The organism is Streptomyces albicerus (assembly GCF_008905045.1).
Taxonomy (GTDB): Bacteria; Actinomycetota; Actinomycetes; order Streptomycetales; family Streptomycetaceae; genus Streptomyces; species Streptomyces albicerus.
In genome coordinates this window covers 198,276-216,496 of sequence record NZ_VWMY01000003.1, presented here as the reverse complement: position 1 = coordinate 216,496, position 18,221 = coordinate 198,276, and the positions used below count along the sequence as shown (strand labels likewise).

18 protein-coding genes are annotated in these 18,221 nt (G+C 70.8%); 14 read left to right on the top strand and 4 right to left on the bottom strand.

All coding sequences use genetic code 11. The features are described 5' to 3' along the window. Positions 1–35: 35 nt before the first annotated feature. Positions 36–905, top strand: a complete 870-nt coding sequence (gene argB / locus GAS53_RS03885; RefSeq protein ID WP_151476029.1) for an acetylglutamate kinase — start codon at positions 36–38, stop codon at positions 903–905. Positions 906–965: 60 nt separating this feature from the next. Here argB and GAS53_RS03880 read toward each other — a convergent pair whose 3' ends face one another. From GAS53_RS03880 to GAS53_RS03870, 3 genes are read right to left on the bottom strand one after another with little or no spacing between them, the layout of a single operon-like run. Next, on the bottom strand, positions 966–1,877 hold the full coding sequence (locus tag GAS53_RS03880) for an ABC transporter ATP-binding protein (RefSeq protein WP_151475972.1): 912 nt from the start codon (positions 1,875–1,877) through the stop codon (positions 966–968). Positions 1,878–1,881: 4 nt separating this feature from the next. Continuing rightward, the gene (locus GAS53_RS03875; RefSeq protein WP_151475971.1) at positions 1,882–2,985 is read right to left on the bottom strand and encodes a FecCD family ABC transporter permease; all 1,104 of its coding nucleotides are present in this window, start codon (positions 2,983–2,985) and stop codon (positions 1,882–1,884) included. A gap of 2 nt (positions 2,986–2,987) precedes the next feature. After that, entirely contained in the window at positions 2,988–4,010 is a 1,023-nt protein-coding gene (locus tag GAS53_RS03870) for a FecCD family ABC transporter permease (RefSeq protein WP_192582932.1), read from the bottom strand. A 161-nt stretch (positions 4,011–4,171) separates the two neighbouring features. On the opposite strand from GAS53_RS03870, the gene GAS53_RS03865 reads away from it, so the two are divergent. The 3 genes from GAS53_RS03865 to GAS53_RS03855 are packed head-to-tail and all read left to right on the top strand — an operon-like array spanning position 4,172 to position 6,205. Then, on the top strand, positions 4,172–4,393 hold the full coding sequence (locus GAS53_RS03865) for an MbtH family protein (RefSeq protein ID WP_151475970.1): 222 nt from the start codon (positions 4,172–4,174) through the stop codon (positions 4,391–4,393). A 10-nt stretch (positions 4,394–4,403) separates the two neighbouring features. Continuing rightward, positions 4,404–5,978 (top strand): amidohydrolase, encoded by a 1,575-nt coding sequence (locus GAS53_RS03860; protein WP_151475969.1) that lies wholly within the window; start codon positions 4,404–4,406, stop codon positions 5,976–5,978. Beyond that, entirely contained in the window at positions 5,975–6,205 is a 231-nt protein-coding gene (locus GAS53_RS03855) for a hypothetical protein (RefSeq protein WP_151475968.1), read from the top strand. The genes GAS53_RS03860 and GAS53_RS03855 overlap by 4 nt, the downstream gene beginning before the upstream one ends. A 57-nt stretch (positions 6,206–6,262) precedes the next feature. Here the strand turns inward: GAS53_RS03855 and GAS53_RS03850 are convergent, their stop codons facing one another. Further along, a complete protein-coding gene (locus GAS53_RS03850) occupies positions 6,263–6,892 on the bottom strand; it encodes an isochorismatase family protein (RefSeq protein ID WP_151475967.1) in 630 nt (209 codons plus the stop codon). A 164-nt stretch (positions 6,893–7,056) separates the two neighbouring features. On the opposite strand from GAS53_RS03850, the gene GAS53_RS03845 reads away from it, so the two are divergent. The 10 genes from GAS53_RS03845 to GAS53_RS54950 form a co-directional block, all read left to right on the top strand. Beyond that, a complete protein-coding gene (locus GAS53_RS03845; RefSeq protein WP_151475966.1) occupies positions 7,057–9,165 on the top strand; it encodes a penicillin acylase family protein in 2,109 nt (702 codons plus the stop codon). 419 nt (positions 9,166–9,584) lie between these two features. Beyond that, on the top strand, positions 9,585–10,085 hold the full coding sequence (locus GAS53_RS03840; RefSeq protein ID WP_151476027.1) for an RNA polymerase sigma factor: 501 nt from the start codon (positions 9,585–9,587) through the stop codon (positions 10,083–10,085). A 98-nt stretch (positions 10,086–10,183) separates the two neighbouring features. Next, on the top strand, positions 10,184–10,828 hold the full coding sequence (locus tag GAS53_RS03835; protein WP_225858699.1) for a hypothetical protein: 645 nt from the start codon (positions 10,184–10,186) through the stop codon (positions 10,826–10,828). 380 nt (positions 10,829–11,208) lie between these two features. Beyond that, positions 11,209–12,762, top strand: coding sequence for an ABC1 kinase family protein (locus GAS53_RS03830; RefSeq protein ID WP_151475965.1), 1,554 nt, complete (start codon positions 11,209–11,211; stop codon positions 12,760–12,762). Positions 12,763–12,851: 89 nt separating this feature from the next. Further along, complete coding sequence (locus tag GAS53_RS03825) at positions 12,852–13,799, top strand: SAM-dependent methyltransferase (RefSeq protein WP_151475964.1); 948 nt, start codon at positions 12,852–12,854, stop codon at positions 13,797–13,799. After that, positions 13,796–14,296 carry a hypothetical protein gene (locus tag GAS53_RS03820; protein WP_225858698.1) on the top strand — a complete coding sequence of 167 codons (501 nt, stop codon included), beginning with the start codon at positions 13,796–13,798 and terminating at the stop codon, positions 14,294–14,296. Before GAS53_RS03825 ends, GAS53_RS03820 begins: the two co-directional genes overlap by 4 nt. Then, on the top strand, positions 14,293–15,306 hold the full coding sequence (locus GAS53_RS03815; RefSeq protein ID WP_318721056.1) for a bifunctional lysylphosphatidylglycerol flippase/synthetase MprF: 1,014 nt from the start codon (positions 14,293–14,295) through the stop codon (positions 15,304–15,306). Before GAS53_RS03820 ends, GAS53_RS03815 begins: the two co-directional genes overlap by 4 nt. A 161-nt stretch (positions 15,307–15,467) precedes the next feature. After that, entirely contained in the window at positions 15,468–16,427 is a 960-nt protein-coding gene (locus tag GAS53_RS03810) for a VlmB-like protein (protein ID WP_151475963.1), read from the top strand. Positions 16,428–16,568: 141 nt separating this feature from the next. Beyond that, a complete protein-coding gene (locus GAS53_RS03805) occupies positions 16,569–17,621 on the top strand; it encodes a fatty acid desaturase family protein (protein ID WP_151475962.1) in 1,053 nt (350 codons plus the stop codon). Positions 17,622–17,647: 26 nt separating this feature from the next. After that, the coding region (locus GAS53_RS54950) for a hypothetical protein (protein ID WP_192582930.1) at positions 17,648–18,221 on the top strand (574 nt) is incomplete at its 3' end.

Here is an 18,221-nt window from a genome sequence, read left to right as displayed (position 1 = left end):
GCGGGGCGGTCGTGACCGAAACGGCCACGAACGACATGGCGACGTCCGCCGACCTCACCGAGCGCCTCACGGCACTGGAGCCCCTGCGCGGACACACGGTCGTCGTCAAGTACGGCGGCAACGCCATGACCGACGACACGCTCCGGCGGGCCTTCGCACAAGACGTCCTCACCCTGCGGCGCGCCGGCGTCAGACCGGTCGTGGTGCACGGCGGCGGTCCGCAGATCGGCGCCCATCTGGACCGGCTGGGGCTCAAGTCCGCCTTCCTGAACGGGCTTCGGGTCACCACTCCGGAGACCATGGAGGTCGTACGGATGGTGCTGTCCGGCAAGGTCCAGAAGGACCTGGTGGGGCTGATCAACGAGCACGGTCCGTACGCCGTCGGCCTCAGCGGCGAGGACGGGCACACCCTGACCGCCGTCAAGCGGTACGCCGACGTGGCCGGTGAGCCCGTCGACATCGGGCTGGTCGGGGACGTGGCGCGGGTGAACACCGCGGTCGTGCGCCTCCTGCTCGACAGCGGGCACATCCCGGTGGTCTCCTCCGTCGGCCGGGGCGAGGACGGACAGGTCTACAACGTCAACGCCGATACGGCGGCGGGCGCGTTGGCCGCCGCGCTGGGGACGCGGGTCCTGGTCGTCCTCACCGATGTCCCCGGGCTGTACGCCGACTGGCCGGAGAGCGATCGTGTCGTCGACCGGATCGGCGCGGGGGAGCTGGAGCGGCTGCTGCCCGGGCTGAACGGCGGCATGGGGCCCAAGATGGAGGCGTGCCTGCGGGCCATCAGGTCCGGGGTGGGCACGGCCCGGGTGCTCGACGGGCGCGCACCGCATGCGCTGCTCGACGGGCTGAGCGGCGCCGTCGGAACCGGGACGACGATCGTGCCGGACACCGCGGGGCAGTGAGCTCTGTGGCCGCCCCGCTTGCCTTCCGGCGTCGGCGGGCGGGGCGGCCACATCGAGTCCTCAGTCGGCCGTCCGCACCGCCGCCTCCACGGACGGAGCCCCGTGGTGACGCCCCATGGGAATCACCAGCGGTGTGCCGCTGACCGGGTCCAGCGTGATCTGGCAGCTCAGGTCGAAGACGTCCTCGACGGTCTCGGCGGTGATCACCTCGGCCGGGTTCCCCTCGGCGACGATCCGTCCGGACTTCATGGCGACGACGTGATCGGCGTACCGGCAGGCCTGGTTGAGGTCGTGGAGCACCATCACGACCGTGCGGTGCTCGCGCCGGTTGAGGTCGGTGATCAGGTCCAGGACGTCGATCTGGTGGGCCAGGTCCAGATACGTCGTCGGCTCGTCGAGCAGCAGTACGGGGGTGCCCTGGGCGACCGCCATGGCGATCCAGGCACGCTGCCGCTGACCGCCGGAGAGCTCGTCGACGGGCCGGTCCGCGAGATCGGTCATGTTGGTGGCGTCCAGGGCCTGGTGCACGGCCTGTTCGTCGGCCTTGGACCACTGCCGCCACCAGGTCTGGTGCGGTGAACGGCCGCGGTTGACCAGGTCGATGACGGTCAGCCCCTCGGGCGCGACCGGGCTCTGCGGCAGGATGCCCAGGCGCTGGGCCAGCTCCCTGCTCGGTATCGACTGCAGCGCCCGGCCGTCGAGGTGGACGGCACCTTCGCGGGGCGCGAGCAGCCGGGCGAGGGCGCGCAACAGGGTGGATTTCCCACACGCGTTGGCGCCGACGATGGCCGTGATCCGGCCGGGCGGAACGGCCAGGTCGAGGCCGTCCACCACCAGCCGGTTGTCGTAGGCCAGCCGCAGACCGCTCGCCCGCAGGTCCGGGTAGGTGGTCGGCACGCGGTCGGTCGACGGGACGTCGGCCGATGTGCGATCGGCGGATGTGCCGTCGGTCGACCGGGGCTCAGCCGGCATGGGATCAACCTCCTGAACCCGCGCGGTTGGCGCGGGCGAGCAACCAGAGCAGAACCGGTGCGCCGAGCACGCCGGTGACGATTCCGACCGGCAGTTCCGTGCCGGAGACGAGCGTACGGGCGATGAGGTCGCCGCCCAGGACCACCAGCGCCCCGGTCAGTCCCGAGGCAACCGTGGGCGGCCAGGCGGTACCGGCCAGCCGCTGCGCGATCTGCGGGGCGGCGAGTGCCACGAAGGCGACGGGTCCGGCGGAGGCCGTGGCGAAGGCGATCAGGCCGACACCGGTGAGCAGGATGGCGAGGCGTACGGGCTGCACGCGGGTGCCGAGGCCGGTGGCCACGTCGTTGCCGAGCTGGAGAGTACGCAGCAGCCGGCCGAGCAGCAGCGCTGTCGGGAGCAGCACGGCCAGCGCGATGGCGAGCGGCCCGACCTGGTCCCACGTCCGGCCGTTGAGGTTGCCGACCAGCCAGCCGAGTGCGGCCTGTGCCTGGAAGCGTCCGCCCTTGGCCACCAGATAGTCGGTGACGCTCGTGCAGATCCAGGCCACACCGATGCCGACCAGGATGATCCGGTATCCGGTGGTGCCGCGCCGCCAGGCCAGCAGGTACACGATCAGGGCCGTGGCCAGCGCGCCGAACAGTCCGAGCGTCTGGGTGCCCAGGCCGCCGTCCCAGCCCAGGACGATGCCCGCGACCACGGCGGCCCCCGCGCCCTGCGTGAGGCCGATCATGTCGGGGCTGGCCAGCGGATTGCGGGTCATGGTCTGGAACAGCGCGCCGGAGACCCCGAAGGCGGTCCCGGCGAGCAGCCCGACCAGGGCGCGGGGCAGCCGCAGTTCCTCGACCACGAGTACGGTGCCGGGGTCGCCGGAGCCCACCAGGGCCCGTACGACATCGGCGAAGGCGATCGGATAGTCGCCCATCGACAGGCCCCAGCAGAACAGCAGGAAGGCGCCCGCGGCGAGCACCGCGCACAGGGCCACCAGCCGGGGACGGAAGACACCGGAGACGGGCGGGAAGGCCAGCCGGTAGGTGCGGAAGTGACTGGAGCGGGATGAACTGCCGGTGTCCGGACGGGTCTTCAGGGCGGTTGTCTTCGAGTGCGTCATGCTCACACCTCCGCCAGATTGCGCCTGCGGACCATGGCGATGAAGAACGGTCCGCCGATGAAGGCGACCAGGACGCCCGCCTGGATCTCGGTGGGCCGGGCCACCAGGCGTCCGAGGATGTCCGCGGCGAGCAGCAGGCTGGGAGCGAGCACCGCGGACAGCGGCAACAGCCAGCGCTGATCAGGGCCGATGCCCGCCGACTGGGCGAGCACGCGGGCGACATGGGGGACCACCAGGCCGATGAAGACGACCGGGCCGATGACCGCGACCGCCGCACCGGTCAGCAGGGTGATCGCGGCGACGCCCGCGAGGCGGACCAGGCCGAGACGACGGCCGAGCGAGGCCGCCACGTCGTCCCCGAGGGCCAGGCTGTTGAGGGCCGGGGCGCAGGCCAGCGCCAGCACCGCCCCGATGACGAGGAAGGGTAGCACCCGCCACACCGTCCCGTCGTCCGCGTCCGCGAGTGACCCGGCGGACCAGAACCGGAACCGGTCCAGCGCGTCCACGTCGGTGAGCACGATGGCCTGCGTGAACGACCACAGGAGCGAGGTGACGGCCACTCCCGCGAGCGCCAGCTTCACCGGAGTCATCCCCGACCGCCCGAGGCCGCCCAGCAGATAGACGACCACGGTGGCGATCAGCGCCCCCGCGAACGCGAACCACACATACCCGTACAGCGACGTGACCCCGAGCACCCCGACGGCCACCACGATGGCGAAGGAGGCACCCGCGCTGACTCCCAGCACTCCGGGGTCGGCGAGCGGATTGCGGGTCAGGGCCTGCATCAGCGCGCCGGACAGGCCGAGAGCCGCGCCCGCCGTGAGCGCGAGCGCGGTACGCGGCACCCGCGCCGACCAGACGATGTTGTCCACGAACCGGCTCGGCGCATCGCCGAACAGGGCCTGAACCACCTGGTCCGGGGGTACGTTGGCCGCGCCGAGCGCCAGTGACAAGAGGCAGAGCCCGGCCAGGACGGCGCCGAGCGACGTCACGAGAAGGACGGGGCGGAGTCTCTTGCCCGTCACCTTGCGGTCTCCAACGGCCAACTCCCTTGGGTTAGGCGGCCCTTAATCGCAGTGGGGAGCGCGAGGTCCGCCGAGACTGGGCTTTTGGTTAGGTAATCCTTACCTTATTATGACCTGCGGTCTTCCGGCCGAGCCGGTTCCGCACACTCTGGAGGCACGGTATGAGCACCAATCCGTTCGAGAACCCCGACGGCACCTACTCCGTGCTCGTCAACGATGAGGGCCAGTACAGCATTTGGCCCGACTTCGTGGACGTCCCGGCCGGCTGGACCGTCGCCCACGGCCCGGCCCCGCGCCAGGAGTGCCTGGACCACATCGAGGCCAACTGGACCGACATGCGCCCCAAGAGCCTGGTCGAGCGAAGGGCGGAGCGGACCGGCTGAGGCCCCGTCGATGCTCTCCACGAGACTGACGAACGCGCGCATCCTCACCATGGACCCGGACCGTCCCGTCGCCCACGACCTGGGCATCTGGCAGGGCGGGATCGTGGGCCTGGACGAGGAGGTGACCTCGCTGCCCGCCCGCAGGGTGGTCGACCTCCAGGGCGCCACCGTGCTGCCCGGGTTCATCGACAGCCATGTGCATCTGGCCTGGACGGGCTTCAAGGCGGGCACGCCGAGCGTGGCACCGTGTACGTCGGTCGAGGATGTCCTCGCCGTCGTGGCCGAGGCGGTGGCGCAGACGCCGGACGGGGGCTGGGCGGATCTCGCGGGTTACGACCAGCGCGGTCTCGGACGCCATCTGACCGCCGCCGAGCTGGACAAGGTCAGCGCCGGGCGCAAAGTGTTCATGATGCACGACTCGGGACACGGCTGCATGGTCAACACGGCCGTCCTGGATCTGCTGCCCGCCGAACTCCCGCATGAGGCGGGCTTTCTCGCCGAGGGCGCCATGGGAGCGGCACGGGCGCTGCGACTTCCGTACTCCCAGCAGGAGTTGGCCGATGCGATCGGACTCGCGGCGCGGACCTGTCTGGCCGAGGGCGTGACGGCCTGCGCCGAGGCGGGTATCGGCGGCGCGCTGTTCGGCCACAGCCCGGTGGAGCTGGGTGCGTATCAACTCGCCCAGGAACAGGGCAAGTTGCCGTTGCGGGTGCAGCTCATGGTGGCCGCGGACCGGCTGCGTACGGTCACCGCGCACGCGGACGACGGCATCCCCCGTGCCCTCGACCTCGGGCTGCGGACCGGGTTCGGTGACGACCGGCTCTCCGTGGGCGCCCTGAAGATCTACACCGACGGCGGCATGATGGCCCGTACGGCCGCACTGAGCACGCCGTACCAAGGGCTCGACCACGCGGGCCAGTTGCAGGACGACCCGGAGCTGCTCGCGGACACGATCGTCGACGGTCACCTCGCCGGATGGCAGCTCGCCGTCCACGCCATCGGAGACCGGGCGGCCGACGTCGCCCTGGACGCCCTGGAGCGGGCGCAGCGCATCCGGCCGCGCCCGGGCGCCAGGCACCGCATCGAGCACGCGGGCCTCATCCGGCCCGACCAGCTGCCCCGGTTCGCGCAGCTGGGCGTGACGGCCGTGGTCCAACCGAACTTCCTGCGCTACTTCGGCGACGACTACGCGGCGATCATGGGGGCGGAGCGGGCGCCGTGGCTGTACCGGGGGAGGGGATTCCTGGAGCACGGCATCACGCTCGTCGGCAGCTCCGACCGGCCCGTCGCGGACGGATCACCGCTCAGGGCCGTCCAGTTCATGGTCGAGCGCTCCTCCGAGTCGGGGCAGGTGATCGGTCCGGACGAGGGCATCACCGTCGACGAGGCCCTGCGCGCGTACACCGTGGGCGGCGCCTACGCCTGCCACTGGGAGGACAGCGCGGGCAGTCTCACCCCGGGCAAGCGCGCCGACCTGGTCGTCCTGGGCGACGACCCGAGGAGTGTCGACGCCTCGCGCATCGGCGACATCGACGTGGTCGCGACATTCGTCGACGGCCGGGAGAACGAGGAGGCCGCACTGTGAGTACGCGGACGGACGGCATTGAGGGTTACGCGCACCTGTGGGAGGGGTCGCCGTACCCGCACCGGTGGGTGCTGTGGGACACCGCCGGGGACACCCTGGTGTTCGACCGGGACGCCAACTGCCCTGTCGACATCGACGACGAGGCCGCCCTGCCCGAGGTCCTGCGCAGGATGCGCGAGGCGGGCGTACCGGAGAGCGACGACTATCCGGGGCGCCCCTGCGCCTGAACGGCCCACGGTGGGGCTTGGCTTCCGTACGGCGGTACCGCCGAGCCGCAGCGGGCGTCACATGCTCTGTGCGGCCCTGCCGTGCAGAAGGTGGCGGATCAGCTGGTCGGTGGTGCAGACGACGCTGGTGCGCGCGATCCACCGCAGGGCCATGGAGTGGTCCTCGGCGGAGAAGTCGGCCACCGCGTCGGCCACGACGAACGGCTGGATGTCGTGCATGAAGGCGTCCGCCGCCGTCAGCAGTATGCCGAGGTGGGCCCGGACACCGCAGAGGACCAGCTGGTCACGCCCCGCCGAGCGGAGCAGCCGGCCGAGGTGGCTGCGGAGAAACGCGTTGTGGCGGACGTTGACCAGCAGGTGCTCTCCCACCCGGGGTGTCAGTTGTGTGACGATCGCCGCGTCGTCGTCGGGTTCCGGGCCGATGCCCGGACCCCAGATGTCGGTCATCAGCCCTCGCTGGCCGGGGCGTTGGGCGGCCGGTTCGCAGCTGAACACGACCGGCATGCCGAGGGTGCCCGCGAGTTCGCGCAGGGTGGTGATGTTGTCGAGGAGCTCCACGACGGGGGAGCAGTCCGGCGGGAAGGCCTGGACGAAGTGGTTCTGCATGTCGTGGACGAGCAGTGCGGCCCGTGCCGGGTCAATCGTCCAGGGCGGTCCGGACGGAGGGACCGCTGAACGGTCAGGCATGGGATAGGAGCTGATGACCGGTAAGCCCATGGGCGGACTCCTCACTGATGGCGTGTGCGCCGAGCCCGATTCAGAAAAGTTAGCTTAGCCTAAGCTAACTTGATGCGGGGCTGTCGTCGGGTGCTCGGTTCAGCCGTGTGCCAGGAGTTTGAGGAGAGCGGACCATGGCGGGCAGTACGTACCGGGACGCCTGGGGTATTCCGCATCTCCGTGCCTCCGATCCGCTCCAACTGGCCTTCGCCCAGGGGAGGAACGCGGCGCACGACAGGGCCTGGCAGATCGAGGTGGAGCGCCACCGGTCGCAGGGCACCTCGGCCTCCTTCCTCGGCGTGGACGCCGTCCCCTGGGACCGCTTCGCCCGCCGGGCCCGGCTCGACGACACTGCCCGGCGCTGCTTCGACGCGCTGGACGAGGAGACGGCGGCATGGGTCTCGGCGTACGTCGACGGTGTGAACGCCGGCCTTGAGCGGGGAGCGGCGAACGCGCCCGAGTTCGCGGCCGTCAGGCTCGTCCCGGAGCCCTGGCGGAGCTGGACACCCCTCGGAGTCTGGCTCGCCCACCACATCCTCTTCGCGGGGTTCCCGACCAAGCTGTGGCGCGAGGAGGTGGCCCGCCGGCTCGGTGACGAGGCCCTCGAACTGTTCGCCACGGACGGTCCTGCCACGTCGGGTTCGAACGGCTGGATGGTCTCGGGCGACCGCACCGCCTCCGGGTCCGCGCTCATCGCGGGCGACCCCCACCGCTTCATCCAGAATCCCGGCTTCTACCAGCAGATACACCTGTCCTGCCCTTCGTACGACGTCGTCGGCTTCGCCGTCCCCGGGGTCCCCGGCATCGCCCACTTCGGCCACACCGGCACCGTCGCCTGGGCCATCACCAACGCCATGTCCGACTACCACGACCTGTACGCGGAGCGCCTGCGTGCCTCGGGCGGCGGCATCGAGGCGTTGGGACCCTCGGGGTGGCGACCGGCCGCCCGTCACCGGGAGACCATTCGGGTCGCCGGAGGCGATCCGGTCGAGATCGACGTGATCGAGACGGAACGCGGGCCGGTCATCATCGACGGGCTTGACGCGGGGGACGCGGGGGATGCGAGGGATGCGCAGGACTCGGAGCCTTCGGAACCCGTCGGGCTCCCCGGAGGCATCAGTCTCCGCTATCCGCCGCGCGTCACCGCGGACTTGGGGTTCGACGTGCTCCCGGCCCTCCTCCGCGCCCGTACGGTCGAGGACGTGGACCGGGCGCTCGACCGCTGGATCGAGCCGGTGAACGTCGTGCACGCCGCGGACTCGGCCGGAGGACTGGTGCACCGGGTGGCCGGATACGTGCCCATACGTCACCGGGACAACCGACTGCGGATCGTGCCCGCCTGGGAGGGAGGGCACGAGTGGCAGGGCCGCCATGACACACCGCGCGCCGAGGTGGACGGCATCGCGGTGATGGCCAATGAGCGTGGCCTCGCCGCACCCCTCGGGGCGGAGTTCGCCCCGCCGTACCGTGCCGACCGCATCGACGAGCTGCTGCGGGAGTCGCGGGAGTGGACGCCCCAGGAGATGGCGGCCATTCACATGGACACCTACCTCGCGGCCGCCGTTCCCCTGCTGGAACAGGTGGCGCGGCTCGACGGCCTCGGTCCGCAAGCGGCGCGGTTGCGGGAGCGACTGCTGTCCTGGAATCGACGTATGGACGCCGACAGCATCGCCGCCGCGGACTACGCGCGGCTGCGCTCGGCCGTCGTACGACGGGTCGCGGCGGCCCCGGAGTTGAAGAGACTCGCCGTGCCGCCCCTGCCGTATCCCGCCGTGTTCGAGCCATGGCTGAACCTCACCGCGAAAATCGCCTCCGCGCTGGAGAACCTCCTGCGAACCGACCTGCTCCCGGGGCTCGACGGAACGGGGATCGTCCGGGCGGCGCTGCAGGAGGTCGCCGACGCGGAAGCCGTGACCTGGGGCGAACTGCATCGCCTCGCTCCCGCCCGGATTCTCCCCGCCGCCGAGGACGAGGAGTGGCCCGGCCTCGGCGGTGACCACGACTGCGTTCTGGCCACCTCGAGCACGCCCGGCGTCACCGATCTCAGCTCCCGCGGGCCCTCCGCCCGGTACGTCTGGGACCTCGCCCGGCGCGAGAACAGCCTCTGGGTCGTACCCCTGGGTGCCGACGGCATCCCGGGCGGCGAGCACCACCGGGACCAGTTGCCCCTGTGGCTGCGCGGCGAACTCGTACCCGTCATCACCGATTTCGCTCGCCTCACCCAGGAGCCCGACACCGAGTGACGGGGGCGGCCGGACCCTGCGCGCCCTGATGGATTTTGGCTTGTTCAATGCGCGCATCGCCGGTGCGGGTGGTTTATCTGAGTCTCAGGAGCCGCTTTCGTCAACGCCGTGACGTTTCAGCAGGCGTTCGCTGCCGCAGGCGCGTGCACAAAATGTGTAGCACGGCTCGAAGCGTGGCGGAACGCGATCGTCCGGTTTCCATGCGGATGAGTGGAAGGCAATGGCCCCGGTTTGCTGCTGTCCCGGCTCGGAAAGGAACCTTCGCGTCGGGTTTGGATAGGCCGTGTGAATATTCAACTTCGCACCAGGAAATCGTCTCGGGGCCAATGGACCACAGGAATTCGGTAGACAGCTCGGGTGTGTTCGGTATCGTCGATCCAGAAATTCACGAACCTCAAATTGATGAATCCCGGGAAGAAATGCGACGAGAGTTATCCTGGGATGTGATCGCCAGCCATCGGGAAAGATTGATGAGGCTGGTACGCCGGCGGCTTCCGAATGCGCAGGACGCGGAGGACTGCGTACAGGAAGCGATGCTGAGGGCGGCCGCGTACGGCGATCTGGACCGGGAGCGGATCGGTCCCTTTCTGACCACGGTCGCGCTGCGTCTATGCGTCGACCACTACCGCGAGCTGGAGCGGAGCCGACGGCTGCTGCGCCGCGCCGCGGACGTGCGCACGCCCGAGATGCCCGACGAGGGTGTGTGCGACAAGGACTTCGGGCGCTGGCTGCTCCGTCAGGTGCACCTGTTGCGGGGGCGGGAGCGGCAGGTCGTGCTCGCTCGCGCCCATGGAATCTCCACTCTGGAATTCGCCCGCATACACCAGATCTCGGTCAAGGCGGCCGAGGGTGCGTTCACGCGTGGTCGGGCGCGGCTGCGGCTCGTCTGCGCCAGAGCTCTTGACGGTGCCGTGGCATAGCGGATTTCCACCTTCTTCCCGTGTGTGGCTCATTTCTGCGCGCGCGGGCATCAGAACGGCTCCCGAACTCCGGGGGTGCAGGTGCGAGGGAAAGGGAAGTGACCGTGGGCAAGAACAACACCCAGGATACGATCAAGGATTTCATCGGCGATATCGCCGACAGCACGAAGAAGGCGTTCGATGACATCCTCGACCGGAAAGGAGATGACTCCAATTCCACGGACTGGCTCACCCCGGGGAACCCGTATCAGGCGCTTACCGGACTGCCGGGCGACGTCCTGAGGACGGTCAGCGCCTTGTCGGCGCTGGGCGGCGTGGCCAATCCCGTGGCGGCACTCGCGAACGCCGCCAACGCGGCGGCCGGGGCCGGTGCGGCGAACCCGCTCGCCGCGATCGCCGGTGCCGCGGGCGCGGCGCCCAACCCGCTCGCGGCCATCGCGGGCGGCGGCGGGAATCCCCTCGCCGCCCTCGGCGGAGCCGCGGGTGCGAACCCGCTGGCCGCCCTGGGGGGTGGCGCCGGTGGAGCCAATCCGCTGGCCGCGCTCGGGCAGGTGGCGGGCGGGGCGACCTCCGCGGTGTCGGGAGCGGCGGACATGGCGGAGGGCCTGGCCGCCCTGCCCCGCCAGATCGCCCAACTCTCCGAGCTCGTCGCCAACTTGGTGGGGGTGCTGGAGAACGTCCAGGGCGTCACCGGTGCCGTGACCGGCGGCAGCCGCACACCGGCGGCCAGGAAGGGGACCTGAGCACCGGCTGAGCCAGGCCCGCGCCACCTGCCCCTGGCGGAGCGCGCGACGCCAGCCGTCCGTGGCCGGGGCGCGGAGCCGTACCTCGCGAGGTGGCACAGGCTCCTCGCCTCGCACCTCGCGAGGTGACGCAGCTCCGCACCTCGCGCCGGTGACCGCACCGTTTGACCGGCCTGCGTGATGGGCCTGCGTGATGGGCCTGCGCGAGCGACCGCTGCGCCCGGAGGGCTCGCGCAGGACTCCACACCGGAGGGGTGATCGCCGGTGCTCACCTCGCGCGGGCGACCGCACCTCGTCACCCCACGCGGATGGGCGACCGGGGCGGCGGGCGGCCGCCTGCAGACCGACAGAACTCGTCAGGCACAAGGAGGTTGTCACGCATGGGTGCCATGCTCGGCAGTCGGCTTCGGCTGGTGGTGAAGGTGCTGGGAAGCCTCGTCGCCGACGAGGTCGGCCAGGTGACGCGGGAGCGCCGGCGGTCCAGGCGGGACGCGCTGTCCCCGGCGGAGGCCGAGGCCTCCGCCGGGGACGGGTCGCGCCGCGCCAAGGCGGTGCGGCACGCCCTGGAAAGCCTCGGCCCGTTCTATGTGAAGCTCGGCCAGATCCTCTCGACCCGGCCCGACATGGTGCCCGCGTCCATGATCGCCGAACTGCAGAACCTCCACGACCAGGTCGACGTCCAGCCGTTCTCCGTCTTCGAACCCGTACTCCAGGACGAGTTGGGAGCGGACTGGAAGCTGCGCTTCGACGACATCGACACGACCCGCCCGCTGGGAGCGGCGTCCCTGGCACAGGTGTACCGGGTCACCCTGCCAGGCGGTCGGCCCGCCGTGGTGAAGATCCAGCGGCCCGGCATCCGCGACACGGTCCACGCGGACATGGCCCTGATGCGCAAGGCGTCCAGGATCGTGGCCCGCACGGCACCACGCTTCAACGAGGTCATCGACGTGGAGGCGATGCTCGGCTCCATCTTCGACGCGATGGAACCCGAACTGGACTTCACCGGCGAGGCCCGCAACATGGACGAGGCCCGCGAGAACATCCGCCGCTACCCGACGCTGGCCGTGCCCCGGGTCGTCCACGCCACCCCGAAGGTACTGGTCCAGTCGCTGGCGCCCGGCGCATCCGTACGGCACCTGGACCGCGCCCAGTTCAGCGACCGGGAGCGCACGGAGATCGGCAAGGACCTGCTGCGGTTCATGTACCGGGGCTACTTCGTCGACCGCATGTTCCACGCCGACCCGCACGCGGGCAACGTCTTCGCGCAGCCCGGCGGCCCCGCCACGCTCATCGACTGGGGCATGGTCGGCCGCCTCGACCGCCGGACGAGTCTGCAACTGCTGCCGCTGCTCATGGCCATCGCCCAGAACGACGGCCACGGCCTGGCCCGGGCCTGGGCGGACATGGGCCGGGTCACCGCCTGGTCGAACCTGCCCGCGTTCGCCGCCGACATGGCGGCGCTGGTCCCGAAGGTCGCCACGGCCTCCCTGGAGGACATCAACTTCGGGGTCTCCCTGACCACCGTGCTGGAGAAGGCGACCAGGCGGGGCATCGGCTCGGCGCCCGCCATCTCCCTGCTCGGCAAGTCCTTCGCGAACCTGGAGGGTTCGGTGCGCTGCCTCGCGCCGGACATCGCCCTCGCGGAGGTCTTCAAGGCGGAGGTACGCGGCATCATCGTGGCCCTGATCCGCGAGTACTTCTCCCTGGACCAGGTCGCCCGCAACACCATGGACCTGCTGTCCGCCGCCGCGTCCGCCCCCGAACAGTGGCGAGGGCTCCTCTCCGACGCCGCGAACCGCCAGCTCGCGCTCCAGCTCCACGAGCCGCACACCCCCGCCGCGATGGGCGGGCAACGACCTTGGTCACCGTCACGCGGCCTGATGGCCCTGGGCGCCGCGGCCCTGCTGTTCGACCGCCGCCGCCTATCCCGCTGACGCGGCCGCACCTCCAACTCCACCCCGACTCCGACCCGTTCCCATTCTCCGAACCGTTCCCATTCACCGTACGTACGAAGGACACACCCATGCCCATGTCCCTGCCTGTGCCGCACCACGACCCCTCGCACGACGCGGGGCCGCGCGCCGCGGCCACCGCCACCGCCGCCACGCCCCTTGGCGGCGTCTCGGAGACCGCCCTGTGGACCGTACGCATGCGGGCCCACGAGTCGAGCCGGGCGGACGCGCTCTTCCGGGACCCCCTGGCGGCCGAGTTCCTGGACTCCGCGGGCCCGGCCGGTGCCCCTCCGGGATCCGGTGTCCTGCAGAAGGTGCTGCCCGACTGGCTGGCCGTCCGTACCCGGTTCTTCGACGACCACCTGCTCGCCGCGGCCCGCACGGGATGCCGTCAAGTGGTCCTGCTGGGCGCCGGGTTGGACACCCGGGCGTACAGGCTCGACTGGCCCGCCCGAACCCACGTCTACGAGGTCGATCTGCCGGCCGTGCACGCCTTCAAGGAGCGGGTCCTCGCCGGCCGCCGCCCGGACACCGCCGGCCGCACCGCCGTCGCCGCCGACCTCCTGGGCGACTGGCGGGACGCGCTGCTCACCGCCGGGTTCGACCCGAGCCGTCCCACCGCCTGGCTGTGCGAGGGCCTGCTCTTCTATCTCGCGCCGGAGGCGGTGGAATGCCTGGTCCGCACGGTGAGCGGGCTGTCCGCGCCGGGCAGCACCCTCGGCGCCGAGTGCCTGAACGCCGACGCCGCCGACTCGCCCTTCGTCAAGCCCTGGCTGGAGGCCCTGTCCGGCTCCGGAACCCCGTGGGTCTGGCACCTCGCGGACGCCGAGCACTGGTGGGGCGGCCACGGTTGGCAGGCCCGCGTCGCCGACCTGCTGGCACTGCCGTACGCGGTCGAGCGGTTCGCCCCGCACCTGGCGGCGTTCCCGGGACTGGAGAAGGAGAGCATGATCCTGGTGACCGCGACCCGCCCGGCGGGCATCGGGCCGGATGCCCTGATCCCGCTCCTCGGGCGGTGACCGTGGACGGACACAACCTCTGTCAGACCCCCACCACCTACCGGCTGCTCCGCCTCGAGTACCTGCTCGGGCTGCTGGTCGCCACCGGCTTCTTCCTCGCGCACCTGGACGAGGTGCGCTGGTGGGTCGCCGTCGCCCTCTTCGCGTACGTCGACGTCATCGGCTATCTCCCCGGCGCGATCGCGTACCACCGCAGTCCCGACCGGCGCGTCTCCCGCGTCTACTACGTGCTCTACAACACCATGCACAGCCTGAGCGTGCAGGGCGCGGTCCTCGGCGCCTGGATCCTGGTGTCCGGCTGGGAGTGGGCGCTGCTGGTCCTGCCCATCCATCTCTTCGGCGACCGCGCCCTGTTCGGCAACTTCGCCAAGTCGTTCACGGTGTCCTTCGAACCCATGCCCCACCCCTCCGTCCAGACCGCCTTACGGGACTTCGCGGCCGTGCCCTGGCATGAAGCACATGAAGCACATGAAAAGCACGAGGCGGCGACCCGGTGAGCGCCCCGCAGGCACTCGCGGACACCGAGGCGTACGAGATGCTGCGCCGGCACGGGAGCCACAGCAGTGCCTTCCTCGCGATGAACCGCGGCAACCGGCGCTTCCACGCGGACGGAGTCGACGGGTTCGTCCCCTACCGGGAGGCCGGGCGGCATCTGTTCCAACTGGGCGGCCCCGTATGTCCGGTTGAGGACCGGGAGCGGCTGCTGGGCGCGCTGCTCGCGCGAGCCGACGAAGAAGGGCGCCGGGTCGCCGCCGTACAACTCTCCCGCGCCGGAGCCGAGTTGCATGCCCGGCACGGCTTCGTGGTCAACAGATTCGGTGCCTCCTTCAGTATCGCGCTGGACGGCTACAGCCTCGGCGGCCAGCGCATGGTGAAGGTCCGCAACATGGTCAACCGGGCCCGCAGAGAAGGAGTGACCGTCACCGAGGTGCCCGCGGCCGAACGGGACGGCGAAACGGTCGGCGCGGCCCTCGACGCGGTGGACGCCGCCTGGCTGCGGGCCAAGGGCCGCCACGTCAAGGAACTCGACTTCCTCATCGGCGAACGCGGCGGCCCGGGCGCACCGCACCGGCGCCTGTTCACCGCCATCCATGAAGGGCGGACCGTCGGGTACGTGTCCTACTCGCCCGTCTTCGGCGCGCGGGCAGGCTGGCTGTACGACCTTACGCGGCGACTGCCCGACGCCCCGCCCGGCACGGTGGAGCTGATGTTCGCCACCGCCCTGCGGCAGTTCCAGGACGAGGGCTGCGGCTGGCTGCACCTCGGGTTCACCCCGTTCGTCCAACTCCGCCCCGACGCGGCCGAGCCCGGCCCTGCCAGCCGTGTCCTGCGCCGCTGCGTGGAGCTGCTGGCGGCCAGGGGGCAGGCCGTCTACCCGGCCGCCGCCCAGGAGTCCTTCAAGCTCAAGTGGCGCCCGCACCTCATCGAGCCGGAGTACCTGGCGTTCCAGGGCGGAGTGAGCCCCCGCGCCGTATGGCGGCTGATGCGCCTCACCAAGTCGGTCTGAAACCAGGCCTGTTTGCCGTCCGAGCCTGTTTGCCGTCCGAGCCGGATTGCCGTCCGAGCCGGTCCGCCGTACGAGTCGGTCCGGCATCCGAGCCGATCAGCAGCCCGTCGGTCGGAAACCCCATCCCCAGCAGCCACGAACCCTGAGCCAGAAAGGCCGAAATGACCACGTTCGCTTCGAAGATCCCGGCGGAAGCCGACCGCCACCGCGCCCCGAACCTCCTGGAAGGAGCGCTGCACACCGAACTGACACCGGAGTACTGCGATCTCGGCTACTGGTTCCGCGCCGTGCCCGAAGGCACCCTCGGCGGTGATCCGATGGGCCGTTCACCGGACGTACCGGTCCCGGACCACATGCTGGCCGACGGCCCGCTGCGGCAGGCCGTCATGCAGGAGCTCGCCTTCCGCTCGATGGCGGAGGAGAAGGCGGCCCGGGCCATCTCCTTCCTCGTCGCGTACGCCCCCGACCTCACCGGGATGGACTTCTTCACCACCCAGCTGATGGACGAGGCCCGCCACGCCTACGCCTTCCGCGGCCATCTGCTCGAACTGGGCGTGGCGGAAGACCGGTTGGAAGCCACGATGGAGTCGCTCGCCGGCGCCGACCGGGACGCGATCCTGACCCCGCTGGAGGAGTTCGGGCTGTCCGTCCTCGAGGAGGGCCGGGACTACATCGGCGGTGTGATCACCCTGACCGTCCTCGTCGAAGGCGTCCTCGCGCCCACCGCCGAGCTGAGCGAGCGCAAGTGGCGGCCCTTCGACCCGCCGGCCGCCGAGATCGAGCGGGCGGCTGGCATCGACGAGATCCGGCATCTGTCGGTGGGCAGCACCATCGTCCGGCGCCATCTGCGGCGCCACCCCGAGGAGTTGGGCCGGATCGGCGAACTGATCGGGCGCGGCATGGAGTTGTGGTCCCGGCTGCCGGTCGAGGAACTCACCTTCCGCCGCGAGCAGCTCTACCAGCAGGGCCTGGACCAGCATCGCGACCTCGCGGACGACTACGAGCTGTGGCCGGGCCGCCGCCTCGTCGACACCACCCCCGAGGAACGGATGCTGACCGCCGCCGAATGGGCGCGCGCCACCCAGGAAGCACGGCTCGCGGACATGGGCCTGACTCCGTGACTTCCGGCGATCCGACGGACATACAAGGCGATCCGGCGGAGGGACAAGGCAATCCGGCGGAGGCACAAGGCGATTCAGCGGACGTACAAGACGCAGCGGACGTACAAGACGCACACGCACGAAAGGTTCGGTGGCACACCGATGACCGACAGCCCGGCAGCCAACTCCTCACCGTACGAACCCGGTTCGCTGGAGGACGACTTCCGTGAACTGACCCGGCGCGTCACGGACGCCGGGCTGATGCGGGCCCGCAAGGGCCAGTACGTCACCGGGATCGTGGTGGTCTGGCTGATGAACGCCGTCGGCTGGGCGGCCCTCGCGCTCTCCGACGGCGCCTGGTGGCAGGTGGTCCTGGCCGCGGTCTGGCTCGCCGTCTGGCACGAGCAGCTCGCCTTCCTCCTGCACGACGCCGGACACCGGCAGATCACCCGGTCCCGCAAGCACATCAGGGCCCTCGGCCTGATCCACGGAAACCTGCTGCTCGGGGTCTGCTTCGGCTGGTGGGAGCAGCACCACAACCGGCACCACAACCACCCCAACCACCTGGAACTCGACCCGGACATCCTGCGCCGCGTGGCGATCTTCGCCCCCGAACAGGCGCAGGAACGCAAGGGATTCGCCCGCTTCCTCGCCGCCAACCAGCGGTACCTGTTCTTCCCGCTGCTGGGCCTGGAAGCCGTGGTGCTCCGCATCGCCGGGATCATCGCCCTGCGCAGGCGGGCCGTGCGGCAGCCCCTCCTGGAGGGCGGGCTGATGGCCCTGCACATGGTGCTCTTCTTCGGCGCCCTCTTCCTGCTCCTGCCCTGGCCGAGCGTTCTGCTCTTCCTGGCGGTCCACCAAGGCCTCCTCGGCTACCTCCTCGGGCTGGCCTTCGCCGTCAACCACAAGGGGCTGCCCACCCGGGTCGGCAAGGAGTGGAGCTGGCTGGAACGGCAGGTGCTCACCTCGCGCACCCTGCCCACCTCCCTGGTCGGCGACTTCTTCTACGGCGGCCTCAACTACCAGATCGAGCACCACCTCTTCCCCGGCATGCCGCGCTCGGCCCTGCGACACGCGTACCCCGTCGTCAAGGCGTTCTGCGCCGAACGGCAGATCCCGTACGTCGAGACCGGGGTCCTGGAGTCGTACCGCGACCTCGCGCGCCATCTCGGTTCCGCGAGCGAAGTCCTCCGTGGCAGGACGGCCACGGCGTGAACACAACAGAGAAGGAGCTGTACGGCATGACGTACGCAGCGAAAGCGACGGTGTCCCCCGCGAAGGCCTCTCCCCGCCCGGCGCGCCACGGGAGGAGGGCCGCGCTGGCCGCCGTCGTCATGGCGGGGACGGTCCTGACCGCTCCCGCCGCCCAGGCCGCCCCGGTCCCGGTGCCCGACCTCGTGTGCCGCCTCGACGCCGAGGTGAACTTCAGTCCGCCGCTCGGCGTGCTGGTCCGGGAGGCAGAGGTGACTGGGCACATCGGGTACAAGGACTGCCGATCGCCCAGCGGGGCGGCGCCCGAGCTGACCGACATCGTCTTCGACGTGGCCGGCACCGGCAGATTCGGCGGGATCCCGGTACCGACATTCTCCGTGGAGGGCAACGGCGTCGGCACATGGAACACCGGCGAGGTCGGCAGCCTCTACTTCAAGGGCGACCTCAAGGAGGGCAGCCCCGTACCCGACCGCACCGTGACGAGCGGACCGCTCGCCGGTGACGGGATCAACGGCCTGCAGATCCCCAAGCCCCGCTTCGACAAGATCAACCCGGACGGCGTCGCCGGCTTCGACGTCTTCGGCCAGGTCTGCTTCTGGAACG